This is a genomic window from Daejeonella sp. H1SJ63, assembly GCF_029360775.1.
GTDB lineage: Bacteria > Bacteroidota > Bacteroidia > Sphingobacteriales > Sphingobacteriaceae > Daejeonella.
This window is the reverse complement of the sequence record NZ_JARKMZ010000007.1, coordinates 207,660-229,188: the sequence shown is the minus strand read 5'-3', so window position 1 is coordinate 229,188 and position 21,529 is coordinate 207,660. Positions and strand designations below refer to the sequence as shown.

Below are 21,529 nucleotides of genomic sequence, written 5' to 3'. Positions count from 1 at the left end.
GAAATTGAAAAGTGCTGCAACTTTTTACTTGAACCTGAAGAGTTTATTGTGTGCCTTTATATTCTTGTTAGCAGGGCAGGCGATTGCTCAAAATCCTGCTGCAAAGAAGGACACATCCAGGCTTGTTTATCCGTTTCAGGATTCTAAAACTATTCAGCTCAGCCGTCCTGCAGGTGTTATTCTTCCCAACCCTTCCAATATTAAAAAAAGTGTAGAGTTTGATCCGATCTCAAAGCGTTATATTATCCGTGAAAAAATAGGAGACAGATTATATCGTGAGCCTCAGTACTTAAGTATTGAAGAATATCAGAAATATGAAAATCAGCTGATTAAGCGTAATTATTGGCGGGAACTGGCTGATTTGCCTCTGGCTGAAGCCCGTGATTCGGGTTTTATTCCTCCGGTAAAGATCAACAGCAAGTCGTTTGAAAAGTTATTTGGAGGGAATACTATCGAAATCCGTCCGCAAGGATCGGCAGACCTGACATTCTCCGGCAGACTTAGCCGCAATGAGAACCCGATGTTTAATGAGCGGCAGCGCAGACAGGGGAACTTCGATTTTGATCAGCGTATACAAATGAACGTAGTTGGACAGATCGGAGAGAAGATGAAGATCACTACCAATTACAATACAGAAGCTCAGTTTGATTTTGAGAATCAGATTAAGCTGGATTATACCGGAAAAGATGATGAGATTATCAAAAAGATCGAAGCCGGAAACGTCAGTCTTCCGCTAAGTTCTTCTCTGATTACGGGAAGTCAGGCTCTTTTTGGTCTTAAAACCCAGTTGCAGTTTGGCCGTTTAAACGTAACCAGTATTTTTTCTCAGCAAAAGTCTCAGCAGAAGGAAATCACTATTACCAATGGTTCACAGCAGAACGAGTTCAGTATTTCGGCAGATAATTACGAAACCAACAAGCATTATTTTCTTGCTCAGTTTTTCAGGGATAATTATAATAAGGCACTGTCAAATATTCCGCTGAACAGTTCCAATATTAACATTACCAAAATTGAAGTTTGGGTAACCAACAGGGCTAACAGCACTGCTAATGCAAGAGATGTTCTTGCCCTGCTCGATCTTGGAGAGAACAAGGTGTACAATACCATGCAGGTTCAGGGAGGATCGGGGTATTCTGTTTATCCTGCAGGATTCAGCGGACCCGGTTTCCCGCAGCAATCCAATAACCTGCTTCAGGTGCTGCCTCCGGGAGTCAGGCTTACGAATTCAAATGAAGCGGGTAGCTTCTTTCAGGCAGGAGGCGGGGGCACCGATAATTTTGCCAAGCTCACTTTTGCCAGAAACATTACTGATAAGGAGTTTATTCTGAACCCGCGACTGGGTTATATCTCTCTGAATACAGCATTGAATGCCGATGAAGTTCTTGCCGTTGCCTTTCGCTATACAGTAAATGGTGTGGAATATCAGGTAGGGGAATTTTCAACTGATGTATCGGTGAACAATTCAACTCCCGAGCTGCTCTATGTTAAATTGCTGAAAAATGAAACCCTGAAAACAAGTTTGCCAACCTGGGATCTGATGATGAAAAACATCTATGCTCTGGGAGCTTATCAGGTGAGCAGGAATGATTTTCGTCTGAATATTTTTCGTTTGGATGAGAACACCGGGATAGAAACTCCGCAGATTACAGAGGGGACTAATACCAACGGAAAATTATGGATTCAGATGACTAACCTGGATAATCTGAATCAGCAGAATGACCGTAAGCCTGATGGTTATTTTGATTTTCTGGAAGGGATAACTATCGATCCGTTGAACGGGCGGATTACATTCCCTCTTGTAGAGCCTTTTGGTTCTGATCTTGCCAAAAGGTTTGATCCGATAAGCGAGAAAAATCTGATTGATAAATATACTTTTCAGCCGCTGTATGATTCAACGAAAGTGATAGCTCAGCAATTATTTGCTAAACTCAACCGCTACCGGATTAAGGGGACCTATCAGTCGCAGGGTGGTTCTGAATTCCAGCTGAATGCCATCAATATTCCTTCGGGATCTGTACAGGTAGTGGCCGGTACATTGCCACTTCAGGAAGGGGTTGATTTTACGGTTGATTATAATATCGGTTTGGTTCGTATTCTGAACCAGGCATTACTTAATTCGGGTCAGCAGATACGTATTAAGTTGGAAAACAATGAATTGTTTGGTCTTCAGCAGCGATCACTCACCGGATCGAGGTTCGATTACCGGGTAAATAACAAGCTGAATCTGGGGGGGACTTTCATGAACCTCACAGAGAAGCCGCTCACACAAAAAGTAAACATTGGCGAAGAGGCTATTTCCAATACCATCTGGGGCATGGATATTAATTATAATTCGCCTTCCAGGTGGCTTACCCGCATGGTCGATAAGATTCCATTCATTAATACCAAAGAAGCCTCAAGTATTACTTTCAGCGGGGAATATGCTAATCTGATCCCCGGGCATCCAAGGGCTTTGAACTTTGCAGGCAGCCGCAACGGAGCCAGTTATCTGGATGATTTTGAAGCCAGCCGTTCACTGATTGATATTAAGAGTGCGATATCCTGGCAGATTTCCGGAACGCCGCAAATGTTTCCTGAATCGCGTTTGAACAATGATCTGGCTTATGGATACAACCGTGCCAGGCTTGCATTTTATAATGTTGATCCGATATTTTATATCACCGGAAATTCACTGACCCCTGATAATATCCGGAGGGATAAGAATGAGCTATCCAATCATTATGTACGTCAGGTGTTTGAGCGCGAGGTCTTCCCATACAAAGAGTCGAATACCGGACAGGCGATTTTGCTTCCTACCTTTGACCTGGCCTATTATCCAACCATGCGCGGCCCGTATAACTTTACAACGGGCGGTCTGGCACAAAATGGAGCGCTAAGTAATCCAAGAAGCCGTTGGGGAGGCATTTTCAGGAAGCTCGAGACCAATGATTTTGAATCATTGAATATTGAATTTATTGAAATGTGGATGCTCGATCCTTTCATTTATAATAAGACAGCACGGGGCGGTGATCTGTATTTTAACCTTGGTAATATAACCGAAGATATTCTGAAGGACGGAAGAAAGAGTCTGGAAAATGGTTTGCCGGTGGATGGAAATATTGCAAAAACGGATCAGACGATCTGGGGTAAGGTGCCAAAGCTGCAGCCCGTGATTCAGGCTTTTGACAATAATCCTACTGCCCGTCAATTTCAGGATGTTGGTATTGATGGTTTGAATAGTGATGCGGAAAGAGCACAGTTCAGTTCTTTCATTAATCAGGTGCAGGCAAGTATCAGTCCGCAGGCCGCTCAGGCTCTTGCAGCCGATCCTGCATCCGATGATTATCAGTATTATCGCGGTTCCAATCTGGATCAGGCTAATGCCGGTATTCTGAAAAGGTACGAACGCTACAACAATACCGAGGGCAACTCTAAAACTCCGCAGCAGTCGCTTGATCTGACGGGAATTGAAAATACTGCTGCAACCTCATTCCCTGATGGTGAGGATATCAATCGTGATAACAATTCAACTCAGGCAGATGAGTATTTTCAGTACAAAGTATCTGTCCGTCCTCAGGATCTGCTTCAGGTAGGTCAGAATTATATCACTGATATTGTGAATGCAAATGTAAAACTGGCTAATGGCAAGCAGGAAACAGTGAGATGGATTCAGTTTAAAATTCCGATCTCCGATTATCTGCAGAAAGTTGGAAATATTGAAGATTTTAAGTCTATTCGTTTTATCAGGATGTTCATGACTGATTTTGCGGATACTACAGTGATGCGTCTGGCTAAATTACAACTGGTACGCGGCGAGTGGAGAAGGTATAATGCAGAAAATAATCCCACTAAAGTAATTGCAGATCCGGCATTGGTCAATCCGGCACTGGATAACTCGTCCATTGATGTCAGCACAGTGAATATTGAGGAGAACGGCAAAAGAACACCGATACCTTATGTATTGCCTCCCGGGATTACCAGAGAGATTGATTTTACCAATTTTCGTGGAGAATCGCGTCAAAATGAGCAATCTCTGGCCTTGTCTGTCAGGGATTTAAGAGATGGCTATGGCCGTGCTACTTTCCGTACAACTTTTAATGATTTCCGTTCCTACAAACGCATGGAAATGTTTATTCATGCTGAAGGAGATCAGATCAGGGATAATGATCTTCGTGCTTTTCTGAGGGTGGGAACAGATAATCAGGACAATTATTATGATTATGAAATTCCGCTGAAAGTAACCAGTCCCGGAACCAATGATCCCGGATTAATCTGGCCTGAACAGAATAAGCTGGATGTTCAACTGCGGTTGTTCCTGGAGGCTAAAGCTGCCAGAAACCGGGCCGTGCTGAATGGTCAGCCCTGGCCTATCAACCGCCCCTTTGTTTATCAGGATGGGGTAAACATCATAACTGTAAAAGGACAGCCCGACCTGAGCAAGGTTCGGGTTTATATGCTTGGAGTTCGAAACCCATTGCGGAATTCTGCTAATCCCGGTTTAGATGACGGTTTGGATAAATCAGCACAGATCTGGTTCAATGAATTGAGACTTACAGATTTTGATGAAAGGGGAGGCTGGGCTGCTACGGCAAGGATGAATGCCAAACTGGCTGATTTTGCAGATGTTACCGTTTCCGGCAGCAAGAGTACAATTGGTTTCGGTTCCATCGACCGGAGGGTAAGTGAGCGTAATCGCGAGGATGATGTGCTATTTGATGTTTCAGGTAATGCAGAACTGGGTAAATTTTTCCCTGAGCGTACAGGTATTAAGGTTCCGATGTATGTGAATTTCTCTAAACAGATTGGTTCACCGCAGTACGATCCGAGAAATCAGGATACGGAGTTTAAAACTGTACTGAAAAATTCAACAAAAGAAGTACGCGACTCACTGCGTTTTATAACCGAGGATTTTACTTCACGTAAGAGTGTCAATTTTACTAATGTCAGAAAGATAAAAACGAATCCTGAAAGTAAAACGAGACTCTGGGATATTGAAAACCTGAGTGCAACCTATGCATTTAATGAGTTTAATCACCGTGATTTCATTAATGAGAGCACGATTCAAAAAACTTACCGTGCCGGATTACAGTACACTTATTCAAAGCAGGCTAAGTCCATTACGCCATTTGAGAAGCTGATAAAGTCTAAGAATCTGACATTGCTGCGTGATTTCAATTTCAGTCTTCTGCCTTCAATATTGAATTTTAGTATTGATGTGAACCGCCTCTATTCTGAGAATACCCTTCGCGATAATGATCCGAACAACTTTCTTCCGATCAATACTAATTTCAATAAGAATTTCCAGATGTCGCGCATCTATGGCATTAGCTGGAATCTGACGCGTTCCATGCAGATCGACTTCAATGCCACCAATTATTCGATCATTGATGAGCCTGAAGGAAGGATCACCGGACTGAAGCGCGATACCTTATGGCAGAATCTGATGAAGCTGGGAAGAACCACGGATTATGGCCATACCATGAACCTGACCTATAATCTGCCCGTCAACAAGATTCCGGGTCTTGAATGGGTAACGATTGCCACGCGTTATGGTTCAGGATTTAACTGGCAGACAGAACCTCTGCTGACGATGAATGATCCGAATATCAATGTCGGTAATACGATTCAGAACAGCAGAACTGTACAAATTAATCCAACCCTGAGTTTGGTAGCTTTGTACAATAAATTCGGCTTTATCCGGAATATGAGTGCTGAAGGAAAGAATCCAACTGCCGCATTTTTTGTGAACCTTCTGACTTCATTGAAGAACTTCAGCGGGGCTTATACCAAAACTGAAGGCACCTTCTTACCCGGATATCTTCCGAAAACCAATTTTATAGGCCAGAATCTTGATTCGCGAGCTCCGGGCTATGATTTCCTTTTCGGAGGGCAGGGCGATATTCGCGGAAGGGCGTTGGCCGGTGGATGGATTACCAGGGATTCTTTGCTGAATCAGCTGTATATTAATACTAAAAAAGAAGACCTGAGTTTCAGAAGTCTGGTTGAACCTATTAAAGATCTTCGTATTGAACTGACAGGAATAAAGAGTCAGAGTTTTAATTATTCCACCAATTTCAAGTTCCTTCCTTCGAGCAATGGATTTGAGAATTTGAGTCCGGTAACGACCGGAGATTTCAGTATTTCTTTTTTTTCTATGCGCACCGCATTCAGCAAGGAGGATAAACTGAATAATTCATCAAGGCTTTTCAGACAGTTTCAGGAAAACAGGGCTGTCATTTCGCGCAGACTGGGTACACTAAATCCTAATTCAACAGGCACCAGTGGTGGCTATGCCGATGGTTATAATAAGAATTCACAGGATGTGCTTATCGCTTCATTCCTGGCAGCCTATACCGGAAAGGATGCAAGTAAGGTCAGCCTGAGTCGTTTCCCTAAGATTCCGGTCCCTAACTGGCGACTTACCTACAATGGACTGACCAAGTATAGTTTCTTTAATGAGATATTTACCTCAGTAGATATCAACCATGCCTATCGTTCAACTTATACCATCAACGGATTTAACTCGCTGGTACGTTATCAGGAACAGAACGGGGCGGTGAGTGTGAAGGATGCAAACGGGAACTTCCTTCCATTCTACCAGTTTTCGCAGGTTACCCTGTTTGAGCAGTTCCTTCCTTTATTTGGTGTGGATGTGAGACTGAAGAATAATATGACCCTGAACATGGAATACCGGAAATCCAGAGCATTGAGTTTCAGCTTAACCAACAGCCAGCTGGCGCAGCAGAAAGAAGACGGGGCAGTGTTTGGAATGGGTTACCGTACTACTAAATTCCGCTTCCCCTTTGGTATGTTCAAGAGCCTGAAGCTGGACAATGACATGAACTTTAAGCTTGATTTCGCGCTCAGCGACCGTAAGCTGGTGATCTACCGTGCAGATGTGGAAGATGCAGAAGTTTCGTCAGGAGCGAAGAATATTACCATCAGGCCTTCGGTTGATTATGTCCTGAATCAAAGGTTTACAATGAGGATGTTTTATGACGGGAATATAACCAAGCCCTATACTTCGCAGACATTCAATACAGCATTCAGCAATTTTGGGGTGAATCTGAGGTTTAATCTCTAATCATTTGCTCTATTTATTTCCTGTAATGATGCAGATGTTTGCCACTGCATAAGATCTTTTGAAACATGGTATTGATATGCATTTCTGATAAATACAGATCAGTTCAGGAATTATAGATACCCTTCTCATTTAAACCTTCATTCTCAATTAAGAATTGCAAGTCTGCAATTCTTAAAGTATTTTTGAAAAAATTAAAATCAATAAAAAATGGAATTTCCTGCAGAATTAAAATATACCAAAGATCACGAATGGGTACGTGTTGAAGGCAGCCAGGCATATGTTGGTATTACTGACTTCGCTCAGCGCGAACTGGGTGATATCGTTTATGTAGATATCAACACTTTAGGTAAAGAAGTAAATGCTGAAGATGTATTCGGTACCGTGGAAGCTGTGAAAACAGTTTCTGACCTTTTTATGCCGCTGACAGGAAAAATTTTGGAGATCAATAAAAAGCTTGATGCCAACCCTGAGCTGGTAAACACTGATCCTTACGGAGACGGATGGATGGTGAAGATAGAGATCTCTGATGCTTCTCAGATTGATGGTTTACTTGGATCGTCAGCATATCAAACACAGGTTGGTGCTTAATGCTTAAAACCTTAAGATATCAGTTGCCTTCTATTCTATGGGCAATTTTTATTACAATACTCTGCGAAATGCCTGGTTTGGATACAGCCAGATCAGGTGTTTCTTTTTTTGAGGGTTTCGATAAACTGGCTCATACCGGTTTTTTCTTTGTACTTACTGTCCTGCTGTTCTATGGTAAAATCAGAGAGCAGTCAAGTTACTCCTATCGTCCGCTCACCATACTGAAAATATTGACGATTACCTTTGCTCTGGGAGCTCTTATAGAGATACTTCAGATGAAGATATTTACCTATCGGTCTGCCGAATGGTGGGATCTCTTCGCTGATATGACCGGAGTGGGAATGGGGGTCTTTAGTTACGTTTTATTACACAGAGTCCGTTTCAATGAAAAACTACATTAAGATTGGCTTTTTGCTCATAGTTTTGAGTCTGAGCTCCTGCAATATTCTTAAAAAAGGATGCAATTGTCCTAAATTTATCAGGTCTTACCCTGCATCTCAAGTGCCTCAGAATAAGTAATATCACATATTTTGATAAAAAATTTCTTCTTATTTGGAATTAATTCAAATAAGCTTTATTTTTGAATCAGATTTAAGAGGGATATGAAACTTTCACAATTAATACCGGGGCAAACAGGAATCATCAAAGAGTTTACTGATCTTGAGATGTCTGTTAAGTTGATGGAGATGGGATGTTTACCGGGAGAACCAATCGTTGTTGAACGAGTGGCTCCGCTTGGCGATCCGATGGCTATCACCGTTTCGGGTTATCAGCTAAGTCTGAGAAAGAAGGAAGCTTCAACCATTATCATGCAATAATCCGCCGTGAACGGTGAGTTAAAAATTGCATTAGTTGGTAACCCCAACTCAGGAAAATCTACTCTATTTAATGTCCTGACCGGTTTAAATCAAAAAATCGGCAATTTCCCGGGTGTAACTGTCGAGAAGAAGACAGGCTACTGTAAACTTCCGGATCAGCGACAGGCTCAGATCACAGACCTTCCCGGAACATACAGTTTTTATCCCAAAAGCCGGGATGAACGTATCGTGATGGATGCGCTGATGGATAAATCTGCATCAAATTATCCTGATCTGATTATTTTTGTTGCCGACGCTTCCAATCTTAAAAGAAACCTGCTTCTTTTTTCCCAGATCGCAGATTTGAATATTCCGGTCATTATTGCCCTGAATATGATGGATCTGGCCAGGCAATCAGGAATTGAAATTTCTGTAGATGAACTGGCATTAAAACTTGGGGTTCAGGTTGTTCCGATTTCTGCACGTAAGCAGGAGGGAATCGACCGTCTGAAAGAGGCCATACAAAATAACAGTTCCATGGCTCTGCAAAACCCTTCTATCGAAGTGGAAAGCATTGCTCCTGAACTGATCAAAAAAATTCAGGATGAACTGCAGATTGATAAGCCATATGCGGCATTGCAGATTGCTCATCAGTATGAAGAAATCGGTTTTTTGTCGGATGCCGGGAAAAAGAGGGTAGCCGAACTCTGCAAAGAGTATGAGTTTCATTCCCAGAAATTGCAGGCTGCCGAGACCATTGCCCGCTATAATTTTATCAACGATGTTTTGTTTGACACCGTAAAGGTGAACACCAAACCGGGTGAAGAAACTACCAGTAACAGGATCGATCGTGTGCTGACGCATCGCGTATTCGGCTTTGTGATTTTCTTCGCTATACTCTTCATGATCTTTCAGGCGATTTTCTCCTGGTCAGAATATCCGATGACGCTGATCGAGGAGTTGTTTGTCTGGATGACAGATCAGAGTCTGAAGATTTTGCCTCCGGGGGTATTTACTGATTTACTGGTGGATGGAGTGCTGGCAGGATTAAGCGGGGTTGTTGTTTTTATTCCTCAGATCGCTATTCTTTTTGCCTGTATCTCAGTTCTGGAAGATACGGGATACATGGCGAGGGTGACTTTTATGATGGATAAGATCATGCGTAAGGTTGGGCTGAGCGGTAAATCTATTGTGCCGCTGATCGGTGGATTTGCCTGCGCTGTGCCCTCAATCATGAGTGCCCGTAATATTGAAAGCTGGAAAGACCGGATGATCACTATCATGGTGACACCTCTGATTGCCTGTTCTGCGCGCCTTCCGGTTTATACCCTGCTAATCTCTCTGGTTGTTCCTGATGAGAAGGTTTGGGGTTTTATCAATCTCCAGGGACTGGCATTGATGTCGCTTTATATTCTGAGTATTCTTTCTGCAATTATTGTTGCCTGGGTAATGAAACAGATTATACGTTCCAGAGAGCGTGGTTATTTCATCATGGAGCTTCCGGTTTACCGTATGCCGCGCTGGAATAATGTGCTGCTTACGATGTACCGCAGTGTAAAAGCATTTGTATTTGAAGCCGGTAAGGTAATCATTGCGGTATCTATCATTCTTTGGGTACTTTCTTCATACGGTCCCGGCGATCGTTTCGAGCAGATCGAAATTAAATACAGTTCAGAATCAATGATGAAGCAGCATGATCCTGCAGAGCTTAATCGCCTGATTGCCTCTGAAAAGCTTGAAAATTCTTATGCAGGGGTTTTGGGTAAATCGATTGAACCCGTAATCAAACCGATTGGCTTCGATTGGAAGATAGGAATTGCCCTCATTACCTCATTTGCTGCCCGTGAGGTGTTTGTGGGTACCATGGCTACCATATATAGTGTTGAAGCAGATGATGCGCATATGGAATCGGTTCGCGAAAAAATGGCTTCGGCCCGTAATCCTGAAACCGGAATGCCGGTATTCACTGTGGCTGTTGCATTCTCACTGATGGTATTTTATGCCTTTGCTATGCAGTGTATCAGTACCATTGCTGTGGTTTACCGCGAAACCAAGAGCTGGACATGGCCGGCAATTCAATTTGCTTACATGACCGCACTCGCTTATCTTGCAAGTCTGTTAGTATATCAGCTGCTGAAATAGAATTGGATAAGATCAAGGTTCTCAGTACGTACATGCCAGTTGCTGCGGCACCCATCATTGCCCGCTGGATAGATTATTTTAACTGCGAATTCAAGATTTCCCGGAACCGTAATACCAAATACGGAGATTACAGGCATCCATTTAAAGATGCGGGTCACCGTATTTCAGTAAATTATAACCTTAACCCCTACGCTTTTCTGATTACTACCGTGCATGAGTTTGCCCATTTACTTACCTGGAACGAGCATAAGCGTAAGGCCAAACCGCATGGCAAAGAATGGAAAGACAATTTTAAGAAGATGATGCGCCCGTTCTTTGAGCAGGAGATTTTCCCTCCCGACGTAAAACATGCCATTCACCGATATCTTGAAAACCCCTCCGCTTCCAGCTGTACTGACCTGAATCTTTTCAGAGCACTTAAACAGTATGATCATAAACCGGATGGAGTACATACGGTCGAAAAACTACCCATGCACAGCCTCTTTTCCATTAAAGGAGGAAGGGTTTTCAGAAAAGAATCCCTGATCAGAAAGCGTTACCGTTGTGTGGAAGTAAAGACAGGGGCGGTGTATCTGTTTCCTCCGCTGGCAGAGGTAACGCTGATTGAGGAGGCCTAGAAACGGCATCAGACTTTTGAGCTGAAAGCATGATTTTCTGCATATTTTTCTTTTTCTCTCACCCCTGAAGGGATTTTGGGCGTTGTTCATCAACAAGAAGGCATTAATCTGAAGAAGTGCAAAAATATCACTGTATATTTTTAATACCCCACTAATCTCCTGACCACCTCATCCAGTCTCGCTTTTGCCAGAAAATCATCCTCCAAAACTTTGCTCATTGGTATGGCCGTATCCAGACTTGCACATCGCATAACAGGGGCATCCAGGTGTTCAAAGCAGTTTTCGGCAATCCAGGCAGATATTTCACCGCCGAAGCCACTTGTCAGCGTATCCTCGTGAAGGATGAGTACACGTCCGGTTTTTTTGACGGTGTCCCGTACGGCCTCCTTATCCCATGGGGACAGGCTTCTCAGGTCGATCAGATCTGCAGAAAATTCAGGATTCCCGTTCAGATAATCTATTGCCCAGTGTACACCCAAACCATAGCTTATGATACTGAACTGTTCACCCTGCCGGATTGTTCTTGCTTTGCCGATCTCAATGGTATAGAAATCATCGCAAACAGGTTCTTCGATTGAACGGTACAGGTATTTATGTTCGAAATACATCACCGGATTCGGGTCGTTGATAGCGGCAAGCAGCAGGCCCTTGGCATCAGACGGGAATGCCGGATACACCACCTTCAGTCCCGGGGTTTTGGTAAACCATGCCTCATTGCTTTGAGAATGGAATGGACCGGCGCCGGTTCCGGCACCTGCGGGCATACGAATCACAACATCGGCCTTTTCCCCCCATCGGTAATGTGTCTTTGCCAGGTTATTAACGATCTGGTTGAAGGCACAGCTCACAAAATCGGCAAACTGCATTTCCACCACCGATTTATAGCCATTAATTGATAATCCCAAAGCGGCACCCACAATAGCCGATTCGCAGATAGGCGTATTCCGTACCCGGCCTTTTCCAAATTCTTCCACAAAACCCTGGGTAATTTTGAATGCGCCGCCATACTCAGCCACATCCTGTCCCATGATTACCATTTGCGGATATTTCAGCATCGCCTGTCGCAGGCCATCGCTGATGGCATCCAGGTATCGTTTTTCAGTTCGTTTAAACGGATCGGGTGCAATGATTTCTTTTTCGTCAAAGTCACAATACATATCCGATTTCTCAGCTTCAGCATTCGCCCCGGGTTCAGCCATCGCGAAAGCTTTTTCGATCTCATTTTCGATCTCCTGTTTTAATGAAGATCTGAGACTTTCATGAACCTCTTTACTCAGGATACCCTTACTGAGAAGGTATTCCTCATAATTTCTCAGTGGATCTTTCTTTTCCCATTCCTCAAAAAGTTCCTGAGGTACATATTTAGTTCCTGAAGCCTCTTCATGTCCGCGCATACGGAAAGTCATACATTCTACCAGTACCGGGCGTGGCTTTATGCGGATATCCTCTGCCAGCTCAGAGATGGTATGAAATACTTCCAGAATATTGTTTCCGTCGATCTTTCTGCCTTCCATACCATAGGCGATGGCGCGGTCAACGAGGTTTTCGCAGCGGTATTGCTCATTGACGGGGGTTGATAAACCATAGCCATTATTTTCAATCACAAAAATAACAGGCAGATCCCATACAGCAGCCACATTCAGGGCTTCATGGAATTCACCCTCGCTAGTAGCACCCTCACCGGTAAATACCAGTGTAGCTTTTTGGCGGTTCTCCAGAATATCGGCTAAAGCAATGCCGTCGGCAAGAGAAAGCTGCGGGCCTAAATGAGAGATCATTCCGATAATATGGTAATCCTGCGTTCCGAAATGGAAGGAGCGATCGCGGCCTTTGGTAAAGCCTTCCAGCTTGCCCTGCCATTGAGCCATTAGTTTTGAGAGTGGAATTTCCCGGCCGGTAAATACCCCCAGATTTCGATGCATAGGCAGAATATATTCATCAGAATGCATCGCCAAAGTAGTTCCCACCGCAATGGCCTCCTGCCCGATTCCCGAGAACCATTTGCCTATTCTGCCCTGTCTGAGAAGAATCAGCATTTTCTCTTCGATCATCCGCGGTCTGAGCAGATGTTCGTAAAGCTTCAGAAGAGTTTGATCATCGAGGTTTTTTCGGTCAAAAATCATGGCTAAACATACAGTTTTTCTAAAAAAACTCTCTAAATTAAGCTTTTCTAAAAATGTTGAGGATATCGGGGTTTTACCCCTTTTTTAGCAGTTTTTAAATAATATTTGTAATAATATATACTAAATGAACAGAAGAGAAGCAGTCAGGAGAGCCACTTTTTTACTGGGTGGAGCACTAACTATGTCAGGCTTCGGGGCCTTTGCCGGTGTGTTAAGCCCTGAAAGCGTTAAAGGTTTTGAAGTAAAATCAATTGAATCACAGGAAGCGTTGATCGCAGAACTTGCGAATACTATCATTCCTGACAGAAAGGATATTCCGGGTGCAAAAGCTGCGGGATTGGGTCCCTTCATTGTTATGATGATGAAGGATTGTTATACCGCTGATATGCAAAGTCATTTTGCTGCCGGATTGATGAAGGTTGAAGAAGTGGCTCAAAGTCAGTTTAAGCGCTCATTTACATCGCTGAGTCTGAAAGAACGTGAAGAATTATTCAAATTGTTTAAGACAGAAGCCGAAACGCAGAAAAAAACGAATGCTGCCGGCGGCGGTCCGGTTGCTCCTCCGCACTTCTTCCAGTTACTGGCAGAGTTAACCTACCTTGGTTACTATACTTCAGAAATTGGTGCTACCAAGGCATTGCGTTATATGCACATTCCGGGAAAATACGAAGCCTGCATCCCCTTACAGCCGGGACAAAAAGCATGGGCAACTTAATTGATTGATAAACAGCATATTTACAAGGATAAATGAATCTTAATATAAAAGCAGATAAGCAGAATACCTACGATGCGATCGTTGTTGGTTCGGGTATTAGCGGTGGCTGGGCAGCCAAAGAATTAACTGAAAAAGGACTGAAGGTATTGATGCTGGAGCGTGGCCGTAATGTGGAGCATGTGAAGGATTACGATACGGCTCTGATGAAGCCCTGGGAATTTAAGCACAGAGGCAGGATTACTCCTGAGGAGAAGGCCTCTCACCTGATACAGACCCGTGGAGGGCAGTACAGCGAACTCAACGCTAAGTTTTGGGTAAATGATCTTGATTGTCCATATACTGAAGTAAAGCGTTTTGACTGGTACCGTGGTTATCACGTGGGCGGAAGGTCTATTACCTGGGGACGTGGTTGTCTGCGTTTGAGTGAGATGGATTTTTCGGCCAATGCAAAAGACGGGTATGGAGTTGACTGGCCGGTACGTTACAAGGATATAGCTCCATGGTACGATTACGTGGAACGCTTTGCCGGTATCAGCGGGCAAAACGAAGGTTTGGCTCAATTGCCTGATGGTATTTTTCTGCCTCCATTTGAGATGAACTGTGTTGAGAAGGCGGTGAAGGAGAGAATCGAAAAACATTATAATAAGACCAGAATGATGACGGTTTACCGTATGGCGAACCTCACTGTTCCGCATAATGGCAGGGGTACCTGCCAGAACAGAAACCTTTGTAACAGGGGCTGTCCTTTCGGCGCGTATTTTAGTACTCAGTCTGCAACACTTCCTGCTGCAGTGGCAACAGGAAATCTGACGCTTCGTCCTTATTCTATTGTAAGCTCTGTACTTTACGATAAAGAGAGCGGAAAGGCTAAAGGAGTTCTGGTGATCGATTCAGAAACCAATGAGCATATCGAATATTATGCAAAAGTGATTTTCATGAACGCGTCCACTCTGGGAACCACCCAGATCCTTTTGAATTCTACTTCTGATACCTTCCCTGACGGATTGGGCAACAGCAGCGGTCATTTAGGCCATAACCTGATGGATCATCACTTCCAGGTTGGAGCAAGTGGAAGGGCAGAAGGGTTTGATGATAAATATTACTACGGACGCCGTCCGATTGGTGTTTACATTCCGCGTTACCGTAACCTTGGTGATAAGCCGGAACGCGATTACCTGCGTGGGTTTCATTACGGAGGCAGTGCCAGCCGTACCGGATGGCAAAGGGCAATTCCGGAGATGGGCTATGGTCAGGATTTTGCGGAAGATATGGAAGAACCGGGACCATGGATGATGGGACTGGGATCTTTTGGCGAGCATCTGCCAGAGTATAAGAATCGTGTGTTTCTTGATGAGACCAAAAAGGATAAATGGGGAATCCCATTGCTTGCCGTAGACTGTGAGTTTGGTGAGAACGAGCGTAAGATGCGTATCGACATGAGAAATGATGCAGCAGAAATTCTTGAAAATGCGGGAATGAAAGACATCACCACTTTCGACAGGGGTGCAATACCGGGAATGGCCATTCACGAAATGGGAACAGCCAGGATGGGACATGACCCTAAAACTTCAGTACTGAATAAGTGGAACCAGATGCACGATGTGAAGAACGTGTTTGTAACAGATGGTGCATTCATGACTTCAAACGCATGTCAGAATCCATCTCTTACCTATATGGCATTCACTGCAAGAGCATGTGATTATGCGGTAAAAGAGCTTAAGAAAGGTAATTTATAATAATCGGAATACGCCGTTCATGGATAGTGGTTTATTTAACCACATAGAAACTTTAGAACTTATACATCAGTAAATCGAACAATATTTTTAATATGTCAAATCAAGTTAAACCTGTACGCGTCCTTGTTGTAGGCTGCGGAAACATGGGCGCTTCACACGCCATTGCTTATCATACCAATCCCGGATTTGAAATTGTAGGATTGGTATCACGAGGAAAGTCAAAAGAGTTATTAAACACCAGAATGGGTAGTAATTATCCTTTATTTGAGGATATGGATTCTGCAATGGCAGCAACCAGCCCGGATGCGGTTTGTATCTCTACTTATCCCGACACTCATGAAAAATATGCCGTTCAGGCATTTGAGGCCGGATGCCATGTATTCATTGAAAAACCGGTAGCAGATTCAGTGAAAGGTGCAGAGCGTGTGGTTGCTGCAGCGAAAAAGGCAAATAAGAAATTAGTTGTTGGATATATCCTGCGTCATCATCCATCATGGGAGAAGTTTATCGAGCTGACCTCCCAGCTTGGTAAGCCATTGGTGATGAGGATGAACCTGAATCAGCAAAGCGATGGTGCGATGTGGACCCTGCACCGTAATCTGATGAGCTCTCTGAGCCCAATTGTGGATTGCGGAGTGCATTATATTGATGTAATGTGTCAGATGACGCGTTCAAAGCCGGTACAGGTTTATGCGATCGGTGCCAGACTGACTGATGATATTCCTGCGGATAATTATAATTATGGTCAGCTTCAGATTCGTTTTGAAGATGGTTCAGTGGGATGGTACGAAGCTGGCTGGGGACCAATGATCAGCGAAACCGCTTACTTTGTGAAAGATGTATTTGGGCCGAAGGGTTCAGTATCTATCGTTGCTAAAAATGCAGGTGGTGCAGGTAAATCTGCTTCGATCGAATCGCATTCCAAAACAGAATCAATACTTTTCCATCATGCTGACCTCGACAAAGATGAAAAATTTGCCAAGAAGGATATCCTGGTCAATCTGGAGGATGAGCCTGATCATCAGGAGCTTTGTAACCGTGAACAAAGATATTTCCTGAAATCTATTCTGGAGGATATTGATCTTACTGCACATGGCGAAGATGCGGTGAACAGTCTGCGTATTGCTTTTGCATGCGATGAGTCTGTCAGGACCGGTCAGGTTGTAAAACTTTAATAATCAAGAGGTAATTCACATAGCGTTTAATCTTATGTCAGAAATTCCACCAAGTAATGAAATTCCTGTAGGTGTTGTCGGACTGGGCCTAATGGGCTGCAGTATCGTAACCTGCCTGCTGATGGCCGGTCATCCGGTAGTTGCCATAGCTCCGATCAGTATCGATATGGGTACCGCTGAGCCTCGTATCCGCCGGCATTTTGTCAAAGCAAAAGAAGAGGGACTGGTTACAGAGGATCCTGAATTTTACTTCAAAAATCTGACCATTACGGAGGATTATTCTGCATTGAAGTCCTGCAGGCTGGTGATTGAGTGTACTATTGAGAGTGAGGAGATCAAGAAATCGGTATATGGGAAGATCGAAGCGGTAATCGCAGAAGATGCACTGATGACTTCCAATACCTCCGCAATTCCAATCAGTCTCTTGCAGAAAATGACTAAACATCCGGATCGTTTCTTCGGATTGCACTGGGCGGAGCCTTCGCATACCACCCGTTTCCTTGAAGTGATCTGCGGAGATCAGAGTGACATCAAAAAAGGGGAATATCTTTACGATCTTTCTCACCGCTGGAATAAAGAACCCACGCTGGTAAGAAAGGATATCCGCGGATTTATCGGTAACCGCCTGATGTATGCAATGTACCGTGAGGCATTTTACCTGGTAGAGAACGGTTACGCTACCGTTGAGGATATCGACAGAGCATGCCGCAACAATACCGGCTACTGGATGACTTTGGTAGGGGTGTTCGGCTGGATGGATCTGACAGGTGTACCTGCTTATCATAATGTGATGAAAGATCTGAATCCAACCCTTTGCAATGATACCCATGTGCCTAAACTAATCGATGATATCGTAAAAGAAGGCGGTAAAGGTGTTGCTAACGGACATGGGTTTTATAAGTACACCCCTGAAGAGTCGCATATGTGGGAAGAGGTATTCTCAGATTTCAATTATGACATCCGTAATCTGGCAATGAAATATCCTGCTGATATTGTGAAGCAGAGACTGCAGAAGCTAAAAGAAGAGGAAGAAAAGAAAAACAGTTAACCTTCAATGGATTACTGACAATTAAAAACAAGAAAAATAAACAGATGAACCCAACATGATTAAACTAATCATTAAGCACACAGGGCAATGATTAGTTTAATCATCAAAGGCTCCATCTGACAATTAAAAACAAGAAAAATAAACAGATGAAACAACTTTCAGTTCCTTTTATCCATGTGGATGATATCAGTGCAGTGAATGAGATTTCAGGCAAGCTGGATCGTGTACATCAGGAGTTAATTCATCTTGCTCCGTGGCCCGGATTTGCTTATAAACCCCAGGTTGCATTTGCTCTTGCTCATGGTGATAAGGCTTTGTTTCTGAAGTTTTACGTGGAAGAAAAGCATCTGAAGGCAATTTATTCAGAACCGAATAATCCGGTTTACAAGGATAGTTGTGTGGAAATGTTCATCTCTTTCGGAGAGGAACAGGAATATTATAATTTCGAGTTCAATTGTGCCGGAACCTGTTTACTGAGTTTTGGGGAGCAAAGGGCTATGCGTCTGATGTCGTCGGATGAAACAATCCGAAGCATCGCTTTTCAAAATTCGATAAAACCTGTGAGCTCAAAAGATGCAAACATTGCCTGGGAGCTGACCGTAGCGATACCATTCAGTGTTTTTCAGTACCATGAGATTGGCTCATTCAAGGGTAAAAAATGTCGTGCTAATTTTTACAAGTGCGGAGATGACCTTCCTGAACCTCATTATGTGGTTTGGAATGAAATCAAAACAGAACAACCTGACTTTCATCGTCCGGAGTTTTTCGGAGCGGTAGAATTTAATTAAACATCAATTTTAAAAAACATAATCATGGAAAAGATAGAAATACAACACCCGGATAAGGCGGATAAATCATTCACAACGGGAGCATATTCAGCAGGGGTAATGGTTGCAGGCGACTGGCTGTTCGTAAGCGGACAAGCAGCGGTTGATTTTACAACCAGTGAGTTTAAGCTCGGAACAATCGAAGAGGAAACTCATTTAACCATTCACAATGTGAAGCGTATCTGTGAAGCTGCCGGATTTACTTTGGATGATATCGTGAAATGTACAGTTCACCTGAGCGATATTAAGGATTTCGATCGTTACAATGCGGTTTATGCCTCTTATTTTACCAAAGTTAAGCCTGCCCGTACCACTGTTCAGTCAGGTTTGGGACATGGTATCAAAGTGGAAATCGATGCGATTGCATTCCGCCAGGACAAAAAATAATTTGTAAGGATAAGATGAGAGATGAATCTTTATTCATGATCGACTGCCATCTCGATCTGGCAATGAATGCCATCGAGTGGAATCGTGACCTTCGGAAAACGGTTAATGAAATCCGCAGCCGTGAACTTGGTATGACTGATAAGCTGGACAGGGCAAAGGGTGTTGTTGCACTTCCGGAACTGCGTAAAGGAAATATCGGACTGGTTGTTGCTACGCAGATTGCACGTTATGTGGAGGCGGGCAGCGCCCTGCCGGGATGGAATTCACCTGAGATTGCATGGGGCATTTCACAGGCTCAGCTGGCCTGGTACCGCGCCATGGAAGATCATGGTGAAATGGTTCAGATCACTAATTTACCTGAACTTGAAAAGCATCTCAAATTATGGTTTGATACCACAGTTCCTAATCAGAATAAACCTGTCGGCTATATTTTAAGTCTGGAAGGTGCAGATTCATTTGTCAAACTTTCTTATCTGGAGAAGGCTTATGCCTATGGCCTGCGTGCCTGTGGACCGGCTCACTATGGCCCCGGGCGTTATGCTGCAGGTACCGGAATGACCGACGGACTGACGGTAGCAGGTAAAGAACTGGTGAGGGAAATGGATAATTTAAACATGATTCTGGATGTTACCCACCTTACCGACAAGGGTTTTGAGGAGGCGACGGCCATTTTCAAAGGCCCGGTTTGGGCAAGTCATCATAATTGCCGTAAACTTGTTGATCATCAGCGTCAGCTAACTGATGATCAGATCCGGGTTTTGGTTGAGAGGGATGCTGTAATCGGTGGTGTGTTCGATACCTGGATGCTCTGTGATAACTGGGTTCGTGGGGTGGATGATCCTAAAGAACGTGGAATTAATATTGAAAAGGTGGTAGATCACTTTGATCATATCTGTCAGCTTGCCGGCAACAGTTTGCATATTGCCATTGGCAGCGATCTGGACGGGGCCTATGGTAAAGAACAGTCGCCTTATGATCTGGAAGATATTGCTGATCTGCAATCCCTGAGCGGAATTCTTAGCAGGAGAGGCTACTCATCTGAAGATATTGAAAATATTTTTTATAAAAACTGGCTGAGATTTCTCAGAAAAGCCTGGGCCTGATCTAATGAACTTCCTATGAACTGGTATACCATCAATCATGTAGAAAATATTGACTCTCCGGCACTGATTGTGTATAAAGACCGGGTGCAGCAAAATATACAGAATGTTCTCACCATGGTGAAAGATCCTGCACAATTGCGTCCGCATGTCAAGACCAATAAAATGCTGGAAGTCTGCAAAATGATGATGAATTCAGGCATCAGTAAGTTTAAGGCAGCCAGTATTGCTGAAGCTGAAATGCTGGGAATGGCCGGTGCAAGAGACGTTATTCTGGCCTATCAGCCAGTGAAGCCTAAGTTTCTGCGATTACTGAATCTGATTAAGGCTTATCCTGACACGAAGTACTCCTGTCTGGTTGATAATCCGGGATCTTTAAAGATGTTTTCCGGGATGGCATCTGAGGCGGGGCTTACAATTGATATTTTTATCGACCTGAATGTGGGAATGAACCGGACAGGGATTAAACCCTCGGATGCTTATAATCTGTTTAATGAAGTTAAGAGCCTAGCCGGTGTAGATTTTAAAGGATTCCATGCTTATGATGGGCATATCAGGGATTATGATCTGACTGAGCGGATAGCACATTGTGACCGCGATTTTAAGGAAGCTGAAGAGCTTCGCAATAAAATTCAGCAGTCAGGACACGGTTTCCCTTTACTTGTGGCAGGTGGTTCTCCGACATTTGCTATACATTCAGCAAGAAACCATGTCGAATGCTGTCCGGGAACATTTATTTTCTGGGACAAGGGTTATCATGATGCCCTGCCTGAACAGGATTTCCATTATGCCGCAATGGTCCTGACAAGGGTTATCTCATTGCCTGATGAAGGCAAAATTTGCATTGACCTCGGACATAAATCGATCGCATCCGAAAATGAATTGCAGAAACGGGTTTATTTTCCTGATTATCCGGAACTGAAGCCTTTTGGTCAGAATGAGGAGCATATGGTTATTGAAGTGGGGCGCGATCATCAATTTAAGATCGGAGATGTATTGTACGCATTACCAATCCATGTTTGTCCGACTGTTGCCCTTTATGATCGGGCACAAATTGTGGAAGACGGAAACAGGGTTGATACCTGGAGAGTGATTGCCAGGGACAGGCAGATTAATTATTGAACATCTTATATTGAATGTGTCTCATAAGGCTTTCAGGATGCAGGTTTTAAAAATTAGAGCCGCGAAAACAATTAATGAAATTATTTCCC

General features: G+C 43.7%; 15 protein-coding genes. 14 read left to right on the top strand and 1 reads right to left on the bottom strand.

Annotated features, from left to right (window positions below; all coding sequences use genetic code 11):
- The first annotated feature begins 4 nt into the window (after positions 1 to 4).
- From sprA to P2W72_RS03435, 6 genes are all read left to right on the top strand, one after another.
- Positions 5 to 7,063, top strand: coding sequence for a cell surface protein SprA (gene sprA / locus P2W72_RS03460; protein WP_276359495.1), 7,059 nt, complete (start codon positions 5 to 7; stop codon positions 7,061 to 7,063).
- Between the two features lie 207 nt (positions 7,064 to 7,270).
- Entirely contained in the window at positions 7,271 to 7,651 is a 381-nt protein-coding gene (gene gcvH / locus P2W72_RS03455; protein WP_276359494.1) for a glycine cleavage system protein GcvH, read from the top strand.
- The gene (locus tag P2W72_RS03450; RefSeq protein ID WP_276359493.1) at positions 7,651 to 8,052 is read left to right on the top strand and encodes a VanZ family protein; all 402 of its coding nucleotides are present in this window, start codon (positions 7,651 to 7,653) and stop codon (positions 8,050 to 8,052) included. Before gcvH ends, P2W72_RS03450 begins: the two co-directional genes overlap by 1 nt.
- Positions 8,053 to 8,253: 201 nt before the next feature.
- A complete protein-coding gene (locus P2W72_RS03445) occupies positions 8,254 to 8,469 on the top strand; it encodes a FeoA family protein (protein WP_276359492.1) in 216 nt (71 codons plus the stop codon).
- Between the two features lie 6 nt (positions 8,470 to 8,475).
- Positions 8,476 to 10,590: a ferrous iron transport protein B gene (gene feoB, locus P2W72_RS03440; RefSeq protein WP_276359491.1), complete on the top strand. Its 2,115-nt coding sequence runs from the start codon at positions 8,476 to 8,478 to the stop codon at positions 10,588 to 10,590.
- 32 nt (positions 10,591 to 10,622) lie between these two features.
- Entirely contained in the window at positions 10,623 to 11,207 is a 585-nt protein-coding gene (locus tag P2W72_RS03435; protein WP_276359490.1) for a SprT-like domain-containing protein, read from the top strand.
- A 140-nt stretch (positions 11,208 to 11,347) separates the two neighbouring features.
- Here P2W72_RS03435 and P2W72_RS03430 read toward each other — a convergent pair whose 3' ends face one another.
- Positions 11,348 to 13,330, bottom strand: coding sequence for a dehydrogenase E1 component subunit alpha/beta (locus P2W72_RS03430; protein ID WP_276359489.1), 1,983 nt, complete (start codon positions 13,328 to 13,330; stop codon positions 11,348 to 11,350).
- 124 nt (positions 13,331 to 13,454) lie between these two features.
- Here P2W72_RS03430 and P2W72_RS03425 point away from each other — a divergent pair, with 124 nt between their 5' ends.
- The 8 genes from P2W72_RS03425 to P2W72_RS03390 all read left to right on the top strand — a co-directional run bounded on the left by P2W72_RS03425 (position 13,455) and on the right by P2W72_RS03390 (position 21,440).
- A complete protein-coding gene (locus P2W72_RS03425; protein WP_276359488.1) occupies positions 13,455 to 14,045 on the top strand; it encodes a gluconate 2-dehydrogenase subunit 3 family protein in 591 nt (196 codons plus the stop codon).
- A gap of 32 nt (positions 14,046 to 14,077) precedes the next feature.
- Positions 14,078 to 15,781, top strand: coding sequence for a GMC family oxidoreductase (locus P2W72_RS03420; protein WP_276359487.1), 1,704 nt, complete (start codon positions 14,078 to 14,080; stop codon positions 15,779 to 15,781).
- A gap of 92 nt (positions 15,782 to 15,873) precedes the next feature.
- The gene (locus P2W72_RS03415; protein ID WP_276359486.1) at positions 15,874 to 16,956 is read left to right on the top strand and encodes a Gfo/Idh/MocA family oxidoreductase; all 1,083 of its coding nucleotides are present in this window, start codon (positions 15,874 to 15,876) and stop codon (positions 16,954 to 16,956) included.
- 34 nt (positions 16,957 to 16,990) lie between these two features.
- A complete protein-coding gene (locus tag P2W72_RS03410; protein ID WP_276359485.1) occupies positions 16,991 to 18,004 on the top strand; it encodes a 3-hydroxyacyl-CoA dehydrogenase family protein in 1,014 nt (337 codons plus the stop codon).
- 146 nt (positions 18,005 to 18,150) lie between these two features.
- Positions 18,151 to 18,792, top strand: coding sequence for a carbohydrate-binding family 9-like protein (locus tag P2W72_RS03405; protein WP_276359484.1), 642 nt, complete (start codon positions 18,151 to 18,153; stop codon positions 18,790 to 18,792).
- Positions 18,793 to 18,816: 24 nt separating this feature from the next.
- On the top strand, positions 18,817 to 19,218 hold the full coding sequence (locus P2W72_RS03400) for a Rid family detoxifying hydrolase (protein ID WP_276359483.1): 402 nt from the start codon (positions 18,817 to 18,819) through the stop codon (positions 19,216 to 19,218).
- 14 nt (positions 19,219 to 19,232) lie between these two features.
- Complete coding sequence (locus P2W72_RS03395; protein ID WP_276359482.1) at positions 19,233 to 20,321, top strand: membrane dipeptidase; 1,089 nt, start codon at positions 19,233 to 19,235, stop codon at positions 20,319 to 20,321.
- 15 nt (positions 20,322 to 20,336) lie between these two features.
- Complete coding sequence (locus P2W72_RS03390) at positions 20,337 to 21,440, top strand: D-TA family PLP-dependent enzyme (protein WP_276359481.1); 1,104 nt, start codon at positions 20,337 to 20,339, stop codon at positions 21,438 to 21,440.
- Positions 21,441 to 21,529 lie beyond the last annotated feature (89 nt).

Coding starts and splice junctions, on each gene's coding strand:
- gcvH (WP_276359494.1), top strand. CDS start 7,271: ATGGAATTTCCTGCAGAATTAAAATATACCAAAGATCACGAATGGGTA.
- P2W72_RS03450 (WP_276359493.1), top strand. CDS start 7,651: ATGCTTAAAACCTTAAGATATCAGTTGCCTTCTATTCTATGGGCAATT.
- P2W72_RS03445 (WP_276359492.1), top strand. CDS start 8,254: ATGAAACTTTCACAATTAATACCGGGGCAAACAGGAATCATCAAAGAG.
- P2W72_RS03435 (WP_276359490.1), top strand. CDS start 10,623: ATGCCAGTTGCTGCGGCACCCATCATTGCCCGCTGGATAGATTATTTT.
- P2W72_RS03430 (WP_276359489.1), bottom strand. CDS start 13,330: ATGATTTTTGACCGAAAAAACCTCGATGATCAAACTCTTCTGAAGCTT.
- P2W72_RS03425 (WP_276359488.1), top strand. CDS start 13,455: ATGAACAGAAGAGAAGCAGTCAGGAGAGCCACTTTTTTACTGGGTGGA.
- P2W72_RS03420 (WP_276359487.1), top strand. CDS start 14,078: ATGAATCTTAATATAAAAGCAGATAAGCAGAATACCTACGATGCGATC.
- P2W72_RS03415 (WP_276359486.1), top strand. CDS start 15,874: ATGTCAAATCAAGTTAAACCTGTACGCGTCCTTGTTGTAGGCTGCGGA.
- P2W72_RS03410 (WP_276359485.1), top strand. CDS start 16,991: ATGTCAGAAATTCCACCAAGTAATGAAATTCCTGTAGGTGTTGTCGGA.
- P2W72_RS03405 (WP_276359484.1), top strand. CDS start 18,151: ATGAAACAACTTTCAGTTCCTTTTATCCATGTGGATGATATCAGTGCA.
- P2W72_RS03400 (WP_276359483.1), top strand. CDS start 18,817: ATGGAAAAGATAGAAATACAACACCCGGATAAGGCGGATAAATCATTC.
- P2W72_RS03395 (WP_276359482.1), top strand. CDS start 19,233: ATGAGAGATGAATCTTTATTCATGATCGACTGCCATCTCGATCTGGCA.
- P2W72_RS03390 (WP_276359481.1), top strand. CDS start 20,337: ATGAACTGGTATACCATCAATCATGTAGAAAATATTGACTCTCCGGCA.